The sequence below is a fragment of the Paenibacillus sp. FSL H3-0329 genome, assembly GCF_037963285.1.
In the GTDB taxonomy this organism is placed as follows: domain Bacteria; phylum Bacillota; class Bacilli; order Paenibacillales; family Paenibacillaceae; genus Paenibacillus_AQ; species Paenibacillus_AQ odorifer.
In genome coordinates, this window is sequence record NZ_CP150150.1 from 668,910 (window position 1) to 683,368 (window position 14,459).

At 47.9% G+C, this 14,459-nt stretch carries 11 protein-coding genes; 8 read left to right on the plus strand and 3 right to left on the minus strand.

Annotated features, from left to right (window positions below):
• The first annotated feature begins 54 nt into the window (after nucleotides 1–54).
• Both NSQ66_RS02975 and folE read left to right on the plus strand, forming a co-directional pair.
• The gene (locus NSQ66_RS02975) at nucleotides 55–306 is read left to right on the plus strand and encodes a YneF family protein (RefSeq protein ID WP_076216127.1); all 252 of its coding nucleotides are present in this window, start codon (nucleotides 55–57) and stop codon (nucleotides 304–306) included.
• 45 nt (nucleotides 307–351) lie between these two features.
• A complete protein-coding gene (gene folE, locus NSQ66_RS02980; protein ID WP_036676830.1) occupies nucleotides 352–945 on the plus strand; it encodes a GTP cyclohydrolase I FolE in 594 nt (197 codons plus the stop codon).
• 118 nt (nucleotides 946–1,063) lie between these two features.
• Here folE and NSQ66_RS02985 read toward each other — a convergent pair whose 3' ends face one another.
• On the minus strand, nucleotides 1,064–2,242 hold the full coding sequence (locus NSQ66_RS02985; protein WP_076216125.1) for a Fe-Mn family superoxide dismutase: 1,179 nt from the start codon (nucleotides 2,240–2,242) through the stop codon (nucleotides 1,064–1,066).
• 255 nt (nucleotides 2,243–2,497) lie between these two features.
• Here NSQ66_RS02985 and NSQ66_RS02990 point away from each other — a divergent pair, with 255 nt between their 5' ends.
• Nucleotides 2,498–3,874, plus strand: coding sequence for an MATE family efflux transporter (locus tag NSQ66_RS02990; RefSeq protein ID WP_038568615.1), 1,377 nt, complete (start codon nucleotides 2,498–2,500; stop codon nucleotides 3,872–3,874).
• On the opposite strand, the gene NSQ66_RS02995 is transcribed toward NSQ66_RS02990, so the two are convergent.
• Nucleotides 3,875–4,915 (minus strand): alpha/beta hydrolase, encoded by a 1,041-nt coding sequence (locus tag NSQ66_RS02995; RefSeq protein ID WP_139329954.1) that lies wholly within the window; start codon nucleotides 4,913–4,915, stop codon nucleotides 3,875–3,877.
• A gap of 296 nt (nucleotides 4,916–5,211) precedes the next feature.
• Here NSQ66_RS02995 and NSQ66_RS03000 point away from each other — a divergent pair, with 296 nt between their 5' ends.
• The gene (locus tag NSQ66_RS03000; RefSeq protein ID WP_036676839.1) at nucleotides 5,212–5,955 is read left to right on the plus strand and encodes an IclR family transcriptional regulator; all 744 of its coding nucleotides are present in this window, start codon (nucleotides 5,212–5,214) and stop codon (nucleotides 5,953–5,955) included.
• 1,698 nt (nucleotides 5,956–7,653) lie between these two features.
• On the opposite strand, the gene acnA is transcribed toward NSQ66_RS03000, so the two are convergent.
• Complete coding sequence (acnA, locus tag NSQ66_RS03005) at nucleotides 7,654–10,395, minus strand: aconitate hydratase AcnA (protein WP_038568617.1); 2,742 nt, start codon at nucleotides 10,393–10,395, stop codon at nucleotides 7,654–7,656.
• Between the two features lie 450 nt (nucleotides 10,396–10,845).
• On the opposite strand from acnA, the gene NSQ66_RS03010 reads away from it, so the two are divergent.
• Genes NSQ66_RS03010 through uvsE form a run of 4 tightly spaced genes read left to right on the plus strand, consistent with a single transcriptional unit; the run spans nucleotide 10,846 to nucleotide 14,358 of the window.
• The gene (locus tag NSQ66_RS03010; RefSeq protein ID WP_036679850.1) at nucleotides 10,846–11,880 is read left to right on the plus strand and encodes an amidase domain-containing protein; all 1,035 of its coding nucleotides are present in this window, start codon (nucleotides 10,846–10,848) and stop codon (nucleotides 11,878–11,880) included.
• Between the two features lie 20 nt (nucleotides 11,881–11,900).
• On the plus strand, nucleotides 11,901–12,992 hold the full coding sequence (locus NSQ66_RS03015) for a D-alanine--D-alanine ligase (RefSeq protein WP_036679852.1): 1,092 nt from the start codon (nucleotides 11,901–11,903) through the stop codon (nucleotides 12,990–12,992).
• Nucleotides 12,993–13,036: 44 nt separating this feature from the next.
• Entirely contained in the window at nucleotides 13,037–13,354 is a 318-nt protein-coding gene (locus NSQ66_RS03020; protein WP_036679853.1) for a hypothetical protein, read from the plus strand.
• On the plus strand, nucleotides 13,351–14,358 hold the full coding sequence (uvsE, locus tag NSQ66_RS03025; protein ID WP_036679855.1) for a UV DNA damage repair endonuclease UvsE: 1,008 nt from the start codon (nucleotides 13,351–13,353) through the stop codon (nucleotides 14,356–14,358). The genes NSQ66_RS03020 and uvsE overlap by 4 nt, the downstream gene beginning before the upstream one ends.
• Nucleotides 14,359–14,459 lie beyond the last annotated feature (101 nt).

A 14,459-nucleotide genomic window follows, 5' to 3' on the forward strand; every position in this document is an offset into this window, starting at 1 on the left:
AGATTCGCGTGCCATATGGCGATGCAGACAATAGAGTGTAGAGGTGGGCTTTAGATGAATATCGCATTACCTATTATTACATTGGTCGTAGGTCTCATCGGTGGTTTTTTCATCGGTGTATATTATCTGCGCAAACAAATGACAAACATGCAGAATGATCCTGAAATGCTGCAAAAGGTTGCAAAGCAAATGGGTTATAACCTGAACGGGAAGCAAATGCAGCGTGCCCAGCAAATGATGAAGACTCAGGGACAGCCAGGTGCGCGCCCAGGAGCAGCTAAAGGGAATAAACGTAGAAGTAAGTAACCGGGTCCGGATAACATGTATACGGGTGCGGAAGGGGGAGACATCATGGGGAACATCAAGGAATATGTGAACGGTAAAGTTGCAGAGAACCGTGAGCAAATCGAGTATCACGTTGAGAAAATATTAGAATTAATCGGTGAAGATACCGGCCGCGAGGGACTGCTGGAAACACCGGCACGTGTTACGCGGATGTACGAGGAGATATTCGGCGGTTATTCGATAGATCCCCGCGAGGCGCTCGGCGTTACTTTTGATGAGTCTCATGAAGAGCTAGTGATCGTTAAGGATATCGTCTATTACAGCCAATGTGAACACCACATGGCTCCTTTCTTTGGTAAAGTGCATATAGGATACATTCCGAGCGGACGTATTGCTGGGCTCAGCAAATTAGCTCGGCTTGTTGAAGCAGTAAGCCGGCGTCTACAGGTTCAAGAGCGCATTACGGCGCAAATTGCTGATATTATGACGGAGGTGTTAGGCCCCCACGGTGTTATGGTTGTTGTGGAGGGAGAGCATCTGTGTATGTGTGCACGCGGAGTGAAGAAGCCAGGCAGCAAAACGGTAACTATGGCTACTAGAGGGGTCTTCCGTGAGGATGCCGCCGCTCGTGCGGAGTTTCTAAGCTTGATTAAGGAATAAATATCGGGGTGCATACCTCGAAATTGGAAGGACCCATCGTTCACGTAATGTGAATGATGGGTCCTTTTTGGTCAGGCTGTGGGAATAAGAGTGATGTTCACTGTGAATTGAAATAATATCAAAAGGGCTTCCAGGCCAGTTTACTGGCAGCAGCATAACGTTCTGAGACGTAAGGCCAGTTAACGACCTTCCACCAATCCTCAATATAATCGGCCCGATTATTCTGATGTTTAAGGTAATAGGCATGCTCCCATACATCCAGAGCCAGTAACGGAACAACGTCCCATTGTGACAGGTTCTGATGTTTCTCCGCAGTCAAAATCTCCAGTCTATGACTGCGTGGACTCCAGACGAGAATAGCCCAGCCGCCACCTTCAACCTTATTCGCAGCTTCTGTGAACTGTTTCTTGAAGTTGTCATAGCTGCCGAAGCTTTGTTCAATGGCTTCCAGTAAGGCTCCAGTTGGACGCCCGCCACCTTGAGGTGACATTACGTTCCAGAAGATTGTATGGAGATAGTGGCCAGCCCCATTAAAGGCTAGCTCCCGTTCCCAATGCTTAACAAGATCGAAATCTCCTTTCTTGCGAGCCTCGGCTAGCTTGTTCTCCGCTTTGTTTAGTCCATCTACATAACTTTGATGGTGTTTATCATGATGAATCCGCATGGTTTTCTCATCGATGTATGGTTCCAGCGCATTATAAGCATAAGGCAATGGAGGCAGTGTATGCCCGCCAATTGGCACAGCACTCATTTCACGAATATCAAGGATAGTATCTGTAGAAGGAATAAGTCCCTCATTCCGCGTGACATTGTCCTCTTCTGTTCTTACGACATAGTCGGCTGCTGTATAATCTCTCATAATTTGCGTGAGCTGTCCGGGCGAGCTCAAAGTGTGTAGTACGGCAAGGAAATACTCTGATTCACGAATAATATGCAGGATCACAGTGGTAGCAAGGGGGACGGCTTTGACGGCTGCGCTGCTTTCCATGATGGCAAAAAGCTGCCGAACAAATTCTTGGGATTGGGTACAGGAGATGTGCAGCAGCTTTTCTGTTTTCGCAGTGAGTTCAGCCTGACTTGGTGGAGAAGCAGAGAGGGCAGAATTCAATAACTGTTGAGCGGCCATCTCTGTGGCACCGAAGACCACCGCCCATTCATCCAGCAGTTTAACATAGGGCTCCTCCAGGTTAGGTACGATTGCTTTGATAACCTCGGTATGCTCTTTCTCTTGTGTTTTCCAGAATACGATTTCTTCTAAAATACGTACTGGCAGCATCGGCCCGTATACATATAACATTCCAAGAAAACCTCCCGTGATATGTCTTCATCAGTCCATTATATGTGTGCTCATGATAGCTTATGAAGAGCATAAGAACGCGATAATAATATCGTTGACAACCGTTTGATATGGTGAAATAATACAGGAAAATAAAGGCAATGATACCGAAAGGTACAACCTCGCGAAAAGGAGGGTGTACCTTTTTTTGTCGTGTGGACCGATTAATGAAATCCTTTGGGGTAGTAGAAAAACTTTGAGAAATGAGATGAGGGTATGAACAAGCTTGAGAAGAAACAATTTTATAATCAGCTGTTAAAATTAGCGGTACCGATATCCCTCCAAAGTCTAGTCATGGCGGTGCTGTATTTAGTAGATCAATTGATGGTAGGGCAGCTTGGGGGTGTAGCGATCGCATCGGTTGGTATGGCTAGTAAAATCTATAGCGTGATTTCGGTGGTGCTGGCGGGTCTTGCTACGGGTCTTGCCATATACGCGGCTCAATATTGGGGGAGTAAAGATCGAAAGAGCATCACACCACTACTGGGATTAAGTCTTGGAATTGGCCTGATATTGTCGGGTTCATTTACGATAGTTGTTTTTTTCAACCCTCGGCTATGCCTGTCTATTTTTACAACGGATAAAGAAGTGTTGGAGAAGGGGTACATTTTTCTAAAAATCGTTACCCTCAGTTATATTCCAACGATGTTGACGATGCTCTATTCGGCGGTTCTACGAAGTTCAGGACATGTAAAGTATCCAATGGGTGTGAGCATAGCTGCTGTAGGACTGAATATTATTTTAAACTATGCGCTTATTTTTGGGCATTGGGGGTTTCCAGAGCTTGGACTTGCAGGTGCGGCATATGCAACGTTAATCTCACGTATAGTCGAAAGTACCTTGATCATCGGAGCTGTGTATCGCGGGAAACTGCCGGGTGCCGGAGGAATTAAGGAGCTGAGTTCGTTTTCGAAAGCGCTGTGTATACCTTTTTTAAGAACGATAGCGCCTATTGTTTTAACGGAATTGGTTTGGGTTTTAGGTGAAGCTTGTTATTCCGTAATATATAGCCGTATGGGCACAGCAGAGATGACCGCTATGACAGTGACCTTTCCGCTGCAGGGGTTGACGATTGGACTTCTGGCTGGGCTTTCTGGTGCAGCTGGGATTATGGTCGGACATAAGCTGGGAGAGAATAATAATGCAGGTGCTTTTCAGTATGCTCGTTTTTTTGTTCGAATAGGAGTAGGGATTTCATTGCTGCTTGGTGTTCTTATTGCTGTTCTAGCCCCGCTCTACGTCTCAGCCTTTAACTTAACAGTGGAAGAACGCCGAATGGCCACTTCTGTTATCTGCTTTTTTGCTCTTTTTTTATGGATAAAGGTGGGCAATATGATGATTGCGGGAGGGATTCTGCAGAGTGGTGGCGATAGTAAGTTCGTCTTTATTATGGAAGCCTCCACAACTTGGTTGCTTGGGGTGCCTCTAGGGCTACTGTTGTCATGGGGATGGAAACAGCCTCTTCCCTGGGTATACTTCTTTCTGTCCCTAGAAGAGGCTGTTCGATTGGTTATAGGTTACGTGCGTTTTCGCCGTGGTAAATGGTTGAAGCAACTGACCCATCAGGGGACAGAGGCGGATTGTAGTGCTTAACTAGTTACTTGCCATCGCCGGCTGGTTGCCATTGTAGGTTTTGGCTAGTTGAACATTTCCTAAGAAAGCAGAGACTCGCCGCAAATACTCACGCGGGTGCTCACGGAACAGCAACTCATGATGGCTGCCCTCTACGACCCAGGAATCTGAGAACGGATTGCTTTGGTTCGCGGCCAGCTTTTCTGCAATAGGATAAGGAGCTTTATCATCTTCGGTTCCATGCATGAGTAGAATAGGGAAAGGATAATCTTCGGATTTGACCTTCGCATAAGGAATTTGATTCAGCCCGGTACCGTTCAGAACTGGGAACAGCATTTCCATAATCGCCAGGGAAGGCTGGCGGGGCAGATCAATATTTTGCTTAATATTATGATACAGCGTATCTGGCTCTAACAAAAAGGTGCTGTCCAGAATCATCGCGTCAATGTCCTCTGATACTAATCCTGTTTGCAGTGCTGTGCCTGCTCCCATGGAGAAGCCCCATACAACTAACTCCTCAGCTCCACGTTCCTTAGCAAAATCAATAGCGCCTAGAAGCTGCTGGGATTCTTTTTTACCCCCGGTTGCAATATCCTTGTTGCCTTGGGCAGCAAAGCCGTAATCAAACATCACGACATTGAAATTCAGACTGTGTGCATAGTGAGCGAGATCGTACATAGGTACCCAAGATTCTTCACGGTTGGCGCCATAGCCATGGCTGAACACGATCGTTTTGGTAGCCCCTTCGGAGGGAATATACCAGCCGCTCATCATTCGACTGCCGTCTTTAGCTGGAAACGTCACATCCTCGTATGCGAGACCTTTGGCCTGCATGGGATTGGAATACAGAGGTGCGACCGTTGGATTAGATAATACCCAGGCGATATAGCCATGAAGTGAGACAAAGCAGAAGGCTAAAAAGAAAAAAATAGATAATAGCAGTGCAACGATAATATGCTTCACACGAATCATCCGCAGCGATAGCCGGGACGAACTGCCTTGTTTAGGTAGTTTAGGTCGACGGGAGACGGTTGTGCCGGTTTGGCGAGTTGCCAGATCCATATGGTCCCCTCCTAAGAATGAAGTGAGTACTAGTGCCTAGAAGAATTTGTAAAAATGATTCTAAAGCATCAGTAGATAATTTAATATGTTAATCGTATGAAAAAGCCCTTACAAAGTCAATGAATTAGACGCTTTTGTAATGTAACTGTAAAGTGCAGCCCAACCTTTTCCGGCACATTTTTGGCACAACTCCGGAGGAGTGAATATACTGGACTTTCCATAGAGTTTTGCACTAAGATAGAGTTAGTTATAATGTAACCGAGTTTCATTTGATGAAACACGAGGGGGAGATTGTCATGGAGGACCGAAAGCTTACAGTGCGTGCGGTAGAACGTGCGCTTGATATATTGCTTTGTTTTACGCAGGACAGAGATTTAGGGTTGACGGAGATCGCTTCAAAGATTGATTTACATAAAAGTACCGTCCATCGGCTGCTGGCAACCTTGGAGGAAAAGGGCTTCCTCATTCGTAATCCGGCCACTGAGAAATACAGCCTGGGTATACGAATTTGGGAATTGTCTACGCATTTGCCTGCTTTTGATGAGTCGGCTGCGGTATTGTTGCCGTCAATGGAACGGCTGCGGGATCGGCTAGGGGAGACCGTTAGTTTATACTTACGCGACGGCATAGAACGTGTGCGGATTCAGGCGGTTCAGAGTCAGCAGGCCATACGGCGAGTGGCGCAGATCGGTGCGAGATTGCCTTTATCTGTGGGCGCATCAAGTAAAGTGCTGGCAGCCTATGCTCCTCCAGAGGTGCTGAAAGAATTGCTGGAGAGTTCGGGATGGCCGGACTACGTTGAGAAGGATGTCTATCAAGAGCAGCTTAATGACATTATCCGGCTCGGATATGCCACCAGTTTCGAGGAACGCGAGCCCGGCGCGGCCGCGGTGGCGGTGCCTGTTACGGGGCGCAGTGGAAATGTGATCGCGGCGTTATCACTGTCAGGTCCAGTAAGTCGCCTATCAAGGGATACGTTAGTGGAATATGCCGCGGTACTGAAGGAAGCGGCTAGTGAAATGGGCATGATGATTCCTTAATTCGCTGGCTGAGACATATAAGAAACTAAGCAGCGATCTCTCTGTTACTGGAGGATCGCTGTTTTGATGTTTTTGGGAGGGATGCTTAGTCGATTGTGGGTAAAGTGGCAGGAAACGATGGCTTGATGGCTAACTGACGGGTAATTGATGGCCTGATGAGTGACTGATGAGTGACTGATGGGTAACTGATGGGTAACTGACGGTCTGACGGGTAGCTGATGGGATGATAGATGCGTAACTGACGGCTAATCAACAGCTAACTGATGACTAACTAACGGCTCCCCACCTTGCGTTTGTATGGTGAGCTTCAGTGAATATACGTACCTTTGGGAGCCTCAGTAACTCGTAATGCTGAGGCACGAGCGTTTGAACCCAGGGCCTAGATAGGCAGAGGGACGGAGGGGAGGGAGGGTAGAGAAACCACCACGAACCCACGAGCCAACGAACCCACCAACCCACGAGCCAATGAACTCACGAGCCAACGAACTCACGAACCCACGAGCCCACGAGCCAATGAACTCACGAACCCACGAGTCAATGAACCCACGAACCAATGAACTCATGAACTCACGAACCCACGAGTCAACGAACCCACGAGCCAATGAACCCACGAGCCAACGAACCCACGAACCCACGAACCCACGAACTCACGAGCCAATGAACCCACAAACCCACGAACCCACGTATCTCATAACTCGTACACAAGTAATCTCAGGTTGTTATTTAGATCTTTCTTGAGCTTCCGGACTCAGAAGACGCTATTTGCACTTTTAAAGCCTTTTGGGCATAGTTTCGGACCCCAGTGCAGCTATTCGACCCAAACGGGAACCTTTAGTGTGTTTTTCATGCCAATAGCGACTATGGAGTCCGATCGCACGCCAAAAGTCGGATATTCGAGCGTATAGAGTCATCTGGGTCCGATAGCGCGGAATCCTAGGCGTCTCCTGAGGCGTGCGGACTTAGGGGACGCTATTTGCGAATTTACAGCCAGTTTGGCATAGTTTCGGACCCCAGTGCAGCTATTCGACCCAAACGGGAACCTTTAGTGTGTTTTTCATGCCAATAGCGACTATGGAGTCCGATCGCACGCCAAAAGTCGGATAATCGAGCGTATAGGGTCATCTGGGTCCGATAGCGCGGAATCCTAGGCGTCTCCTGAGGCGTGCGGACTTAGGGGATGCTATTTGCGAATTTACAGCCAGTTTGGCATAGTTTCGGACCCCAGTGCAGCTATTCGACCAAAACGGAAACCTTTAGTATGTTTTTCATGCCAATAGCGACTATGGAGTCCGATCGCACGCCAAAAGTCGGATAATCGAGCGTATAGAGTCATCTGAGTCCGACAGCACGCCAAATATCGGATAATCCAGCGTATAAGGTCAGCTAGGTCCGATAACGCCGAATCCTACTGATGCCCGAGGCTTACAGGTCCCGAAGTCGGATATAGCTACGTTTAAAGCCGGCTGATTCCGTAAGTTGTCCGTGAATTGCTTCGAGCTGCTCCTATGCGCGAATATTATCGAATCAAACGACGCTTGGAGTTTGGAACCAGCAACGCAGCAATGGTGAAGGTCCCAAAGACAACAGACAGTGGCACCCCACCCGCCACAAATTGGCTGCTGGAACCACCCCATAAAAAAGGGACTGCTCACAGCCACTCATGGCCGTGAAACAGTCCCTTTTTAAGTTACTTTAAACCTATTCTACCGACACCGCGGAAGAGTCTGTAGCATCTGCCAGCATCTGGCGAAGAACAGTCTGCAGGATACCGCCGTTGCGATAGTAATCAATATCGACTGTACTGTCGAGTCGTGCAATGACAGGGAAATCGAATTGTGTGCCGTCTTCACGGGTAGCCGTGACAGTTAGCTCTTGACTTGGTGCCACGTTGTTATCGAGACCAGTAATATTGAAGGTCTCGCGTCCGGTCAGTCCCAAGCTGCTCCAGCCGTGGCCTTCTTGGAATTGAAGTGGGAGTACACCCATACCGACCAGATTGCTGCGGTGAATCCGCTCAAAGCTTTCAGCGATAACTGCTTTAACGCCAAGCAGAAGCGTACCCTTAGCTGCCCAGTCACGTGAGCTTCCTGTACCGTACTCCTTACCAGCGATGACGATCAGATTTTGTCCAGCATCCTGATAGAGCATGGAAGCATCATAGATGGACATAACCTCGTCGCTTGGCAAGAAGGTAGTAACGCCGCCTTCTGTACCAGGAGCTACTGCGTTACGAATCCGAATGTTAGCGAACGTACCGCGCATCATGACTTCGTGGTTTCCGCGGCGGGAGCCGTAGGAGTTGAAGTCTGCACGTTCTACACCATGATCGCGCAAATATTCGCCAGCAGGACCAGAGGTAGAGATATTACCCGCTGGTGAGATATGGTCGGTTGTCACGGAATCAGCAAGCAGCGCTAGAACGCGTGCATCTTTGATATCCTTGATGTCTCCCAGACCGTCTGCCAGATGTTCGAAGAATGGCGGATTCTGGATGTACGTGGAATTATCATCCCACTCATACAGCTCGCCTTGCGGAACAGGAATCGAATTCCAACGTTCGTTAGCGGTGAATACATTTTCGTATTTGCTACGGAACATCTCCGGACTAAGGGAGAGACCAATGGCTTCACGAATTTCAGCAGTGGTTGGCCAGATATCTTTCAGGAATACTGGCTCACCTTGTGGATCAAATCCAAGTGGCTCAGTCTGCAAATCGATATTTACTGTACCAGCCAGTGCGTAAGCAACTACGAGCGGCGGTGAAGCCAAGTAGTTTGCTTTTACCTGAGCATGTACGCGGCCTTCAAAGTTCCGGTTACCGGAGATGACTGCGGCTACGGTCATGTCATTGTCAGTAATGGCTTGACTAACTTCTTCAGGCAATGGACCGGAGTTACCGATACAAGTGGCACAGCCATAACCAGCCAAGTAGAATCCTAATGCTTCGAGTGGCTTCAGCAAGTCTGCTTTTTGCAGGTATTCAGTAACCACCAAGGATCCTGGAGTCAAGCTGCTCTTAACGTAAGCTGGTTTTGTCAGACCACGTTCCACAGCTTTTTTCGCCAAAAGACCTGCTCCAAGCATAACGCTAGGGTTAGAAGTATTCGTACAGCTAGTAATAGCTGCGATTACGACTGCACCTGTGCTGAGCTTGCTAGTGGTATCGTTTTTGTGCTGTACTTCTACGACTTGAGCGATTTTCTCATCGCTGAGACCATAACCGCCTTTGTCTACAGGTGTACGGATAATACCTTCGAAATTTTCCTTCATATGCGTAAGTTCGATCCGGTCTTGCGGACGTTTTGGTCCAGCCAAGCTAGGAACGACAGAAGCTAAGTCAAGCTCAATCACATCGCTGAATTCAGGGTCTGGCGTATCCGAGGTACGGAACATCCCTTGTGCTTTGTAATAAGATTCAACCAACGCCACCAGATCATCCGGACGTCCAGTGCTGCGAAGATAAGCGAGTGTCTCGTCATCTACAGGGAAGAAACCGATAGTTGCTCCGTATTCTGGCGCCATGTTGGCAACAGTTGCCCGGTCTGCCAGACTGATGTTAGCAAGGCCGGGTCCGTAGAATTCGACGAATTTGCCGACTACGCCCTTTTTACGCAACATTTCAGTTACTGTCAGTGCCAAATCCGTTGCTGTAGCCCCTTCGATAAGGCTGCCTGTAAGCTTGAAGCCCACTACATCAGGTGTAACAAAATAGAGCGGTTGTCCAAGCATTCCTGCTTCAGCCTCAATACCGCCTACACCCCAGCCCACAACACCAAGACCATTGATCATCGTGGTATGGGAGTCCGTTCCTACAAGGGAATCTGGATAAACGACAGTTTCACCATCGATAGTTTTGGTAGTGGCAACGGAAGCTAAATACTCTAGATTTACTTGGTGCACGATACCTGTTGCTGGTGGAACTGCACGGAAGTTGTTAAAAGCTGTCTGTGCCCAACGAAGGAAACGGTAACGCTCCTCGTTGCGTTCGAACTCAACGTTCATATTGTATTCCAAGGCGTCTGCTGTACCGAAAGCATCAACCATGACAGAGTGGTCAATTACAAGGTCAACCGGGACAAGCGGATTGATCTGTTTAGGATCTCCTCCGGCTTTTTTTACAGTATCACGCATAGCTGCGAGATCCACGACTACCGGAACTCCGGTGAAATCCTGAAGCACGATACGAGCAGGGATAAATGGAATTTCTTTATTACGGTCAATGTCACCTGACCAATCGGCCAGTTGTTTCACATGTTCTTCAGTAATTGCCCGTCCGTCAAACTGACGAACAGCAGCCTCTAGTAGGACTTTGATCGAAAAAGGCAGGGAAGAAATAGAGCCCAATCCTTGTTCCTCAAGGGACTTCAGATCATAATAGCGATAAGATTTGCCGCCTGATTCCAGGGTCCGAGCCAATGAAAAATGATCCTTGCTTGGCATATATGCGCCTCCTTGTTTCGTCTAATGAAACCCAATTTCAAATTGCTTCTAGCTTAATTATAACGGTTACAAAGTGGGGAGTAAAGTTTTTTTTCCTACATCTAAAGCCCGAATTATGCCTGAGAAAATGCCAAGCTACCCTTCCATTGTTATATTGTATCGTTTCGGGATATTCTTTTTACCTCAAAAAGAGCCATTTAAAGGAGATAATACGAAGGAATTCACCGGAATCCTTGGTTTTACTTATTTATTAGGGGAAATGCACACTGAATTTCTCTTCCTCAGTTATTAGGTGATATGGTCCTCGTTGTCGATGTTTGATTGAGATGTCGTACTTGGGGTTAGAGTTTTTGCTTGAAACATCCTTAACTATTCAACCGATCTGTATAGCGGCCTGTTTCCTTTCATATACATAGAACAGCAGTTAAAAGGGAAAGAAGGGGCGCGAGTATAATGGAACAACAGTGGAAGCAAAGTCTTTATGTATATGTTGATCAAGTGAATAAGGCCAGGGTGGAGCCTAAGTCATCATCGCATACCGTTTCCGTGTCCGTTAAGGATCCGCGTTTTCTGGTAGAACAAGGGGAGCGTTCAAGACGTCTTGCTGAGTGGTATAAAGAACGTGGGATAACTCCTTTGCGCGGAGAGACAGGGGTTAAGACTTTGCGGACCGTCCGGCAGACTCCGACCGAGGTAGTAGCAGAGGTTACACTGCATAGTGCGCTTTATTATGAAAAAGGCGGTGTTAACCACCGCGAGGATATTATCGAGCTGGAGCGGCTGACCTTTGTACGGGACGGTGGGGGCTGGGAGATTGCTGGTGTGGAACGAAGTGTCCCTGAAAGAAATACGGTTCATCGGGCAGAGGTAGAGCTATCGGGCAGACTATCCAAGTGGGGAGAGGCTTTGCCGGCACCGCTGCCATCACAGCCCCTGCTTAACCGGAATGTTCTCGGAGAAATTGCCGGTTCAAGAGAGGTTCGTTATAACCGTGAAGAAGCTGTGGCGTATGCCGACCGCTGGTGGAAAGACGGCAATCCGGAGTTCGAAACCTTCGAGGTGGACTGCACAAATTATGTCTCCCAATGTCTCTTTGCAGGGGGAGCACCTATCAACTATACTGGTAAAAGAGAAACGGGCTGGTGGTACAAAGGTTACCAAGGCAAACAAGAATGGTGGAGCTATAGCTGGGCTGTATCAGACAGTCTGCAACGCTATTTGAGCGGAAGTCGGAGCAGTGGCTTGCGTGCGGAAGTCATGGAGCGGCCGGAGCAATTGATGCTGGGCGATATCATTCAATATGACTGGGATGGCAACGGGCAGTATCAGCACAGCACAATCGTCACAGCTTTTGATGCAGGAGGCATGCCGCTTGTGAATGCACGTACCGTTAGCAGCCGTCATCGCTATTGGGACTATCGTGATTCCTACGCATGGACTGATCAAACGAAATACCGTTTTTTTCATATTAACGACTACTTATAGTACAGAAAGAGGTTAAGGGAATGGGGAACGCAAAACTAACCGTAGGGCTGGTGTACGGGGGCAAATCAGGAGAACATGAGGTATCGCTACAGACGGCTTTTGCCGTGATGAACTCATTTGATTATGATAAATATGAGATTATACCTTTTTACATTTCAAAACAGGGATTGTGGAAGGTTGGAGAGAAGTTATCAGCGCCTTACAGCCAAGTGGAGCAGCTCAAGCTTGCAGAAGCGACCGAAGATATGGGCACAGCCCTGAACGTGGTATTTAGTGGGTTATCCGGTGCGGACAAAACAGTGGACGTAATGTTCCCGCTGCTGCACGGCACGTATGGTGAGGACGGAACGATTCAAGGGTTGTTCGAAATGGCGAATATTCCTTACATCGGTGCTGGTGTTCTTGCCTCTTCGGCAGGTATGGATAAGGTTGTCATGAAGAAGCTGTTCGCTGATGCCGGCCTGGATCAATGCGAGTATTGTTATTTCAACATCAGCGCTTGGAAAAGAAAACGTCATGAGTTGATTGTTGGTGTAGAGGATAAACTGGGATATCCGGTATTCGTGAAGCCTGCCAATCTAGGCTCAAGTGTAGGTATTTCTAAGGCTGCTGATAAGGATAGTCTTGTAAAAGCAATTGATTTTGCTTTCCGTTATGACACCAAAGTTATTATTGAGGAGTTTGTGGATGCGCGTGAGGTAGAGGTTGGCGTGCTTGGAAATGATGAACCAGAAGCCTCTGTTCCGGGTGAAATCGTTTCTTCTGGTGAATATTATGATTACGCAGCCAAATATACGGACGGCAAATCGCAAATGATGATTCCTGCACCAGTGGATTCTGAAGTGGCCGATCGTTTGCGGGAGTCCGCGATAGTTGCTTTTCGAGCGATTGAGGGCAGTGGAATTACCCGGGCAGACTTCTTCTTGCGAAAATCGGATGGTAAAATTCTAATTAACGAAGTGAACACGATGCCTGGTTTCACTCCTTACAGCATGTATCCGCTATTGTGGCGTGAGACGGGTGTATCTTATAGAGCTCTGTTAGACCGAATGATTGAGTTAGCCTTGGAGCGCTATAATTTTAAACAAGGTCTTAAGTACGACAACGAGTAATAGAAGCTATAGCGGGAATATCCCGACTGGAAGGAGAGAAGAACATGGGTTTTCAAACAGAATTCAACTCCGTCTGCAAATTCAAGAGTGAACAAGAGCTGTACGAGCTGCTGGAATATGGGCGCACCAAAATGGTGAAACAAGGCTTTCGTGTGTATCCAACAGGTCAGAAGGTTATTGCTTACACCCCTGAGAACGTAGCTGTAGCCATTGTCAAAATTTCAGCCTCGATTGCAGAGATTAATTTTCAAGGACATGAGGTTACCGCGGTAGAGATGGAGCTTGTGCGTAAGCTGAATGAAGAAGAGTCCAGAGTGCAGACGGCTTTGGCTGAGGAAATGTTTTTTGGAGCACAGGGATGATTGTCCGCTTCGGATATGTAGCGATGTCCACCGTTATCAAAGACTGCTCCCCATCTAAGACAATGACGATGGCCTCTTTTAAGAAGCTGGATGACCGTGAAGCGGCACTTCGGCGTTTGGAGAACATCGCTAGAATGAATCTGCATAATACGCTGCGGTTGATGAAGCATAATGTGGCTTCGGACATCATGGTGTACCGCCTCACTTCCAAAATCATTCCTCTGGCGACGCATCCGGATTTGCAGGACTGGAATCCGTTTGCGGCGCTCGCCGAGGAATTTGCGGAAGTGGGCCAATATGTGAAAAAGCACGGGCTGCGTGTTTCTTTTCATCCAGATCACTTTACAGTACTTAGTACACCCCGTCCGGAGGTGCTGATAAACTCCGTACGGGATTTGCAGTACCATGTGGACATGCTGGTTGCTATGGGGCTTCCTGCCATGGCGAAGAACAATATCCATATTGGCGGAGCTTATGGGGACAAGCCTGTAGCGGCGAAGCGATTCGAGGAGCATTTCCGCGCGCTGCCGGCAGCGCTGCAGGAGCGTATAACGCTGGAGAATGACGATAAGACATTTACAGCTCCGGAGACACTGGCAGTCAGTCAGAGCGTAGGATTACCGATGGTGCTGGATATTCACCACCAATGGGTGAATAATGAAGGAGAGCTCCCTTGGGAGCTGTGGCCTGACATTTTGCAGACATGGCGAAGCGAGCTAGCACAGAAGGACGTTCCTTCTGGAGAGCTTTTGCCGCCTAAGATTCATGTATCCAGTCCGCGCAGCCCGTCTGATCCGCGCAGCCATGCGGATGGCGTGGAACCTGCGCCTTTGCTGGCTTTTCTGAAACGTATTGCCGCAGATACGCCTGCTGTCGATGTTATGATTGAGGCGAAACTAAAAGATGGCGCGTTATTTGGATTGATGGAGGCTATGAAGGAGCTGGCTGAGGCTGGTAACGGAATTTCCTTATTAAATGGGGCAAGCGTGAATATTGAACCTTAAACAATGAAAATAAGGAGATAGGTCCCGAATACGGGTCCTATCATGACTTGATATGTAACTTGAAATAGGGTACGTTGAATGAAACTTTAATCGCTTATCGT

Bases quoted from the DNA above. Each gene is read 5' to 3' on its own strand.
- folE (WP_036676830.1), top strand. From the start codon at position 352: ATGGGGAACATCAAGGAATATGTGAACGGTAAAGTTGCAGAGAACCGT.
- NSQ66_RS02985 (WP_076216125.1), bottom strand. From the start codon at position 2,242: ATGTTATATGTATACGGGCCGATGCTGCCAGTACGTATTTTAGAAGAA.
- NSQ66_RS02990 (WP_038568615.1), top strand. From the start codon at position 2,498: ATGAACAAGCTTGAGAAGAAACAATTTTATAATCAGCTGTTAAAATTA.
- NSQ66_RS03020 (WP_036679853.1), top strand. From the start codon at position 13,037: ATGGGTTTTCAAACAGAATTCAACTCCGTCTGCAAATTCAAGAGTGAA.
- acnA (WP_038568617.1), bottom strand. From the start codon at position 10,395: ATGCCAAGCAAGGATCATTTTTCATTGGCTCGGACCCTGGAATCAGGC.
- NSQ66_RS03015 (WP_036679852.1), top strand. From the start codon at position 11,901: ATGGGGAACGCAAAACTAACCGTAGGGCTGGTGTACGGGGGCAAATCA.
- NSQ66_RS03000 (WP_036676839.1), top strand. From the start codon at position 5,212: ATGGAGGACCGAAAGCTTACAGTGCGTGCGGTAGAACGTGCGCTTGAT.
- NSQ66_RS02975 (WP_076216127.1), top strand. From the start codon at position 55: ATGAATATCGCATTACCTATTATTACATTGGTCGTAGGTCTCATCGGT.
- uvsE (WP_036679855.1), top strand. From the start codon at position 13,351: ATGATTGTCCGCTTCGGATATGTAGCGATGTCCACCGTTATCAAAGAC.
- NSQ66_RS02995 (WP_139329954.1), bottom strand. From the start codon at position 4,915: ATGGATCTGGCAACTCGCCAAACCGGCACAACCGTCTCCCGTCGACCT.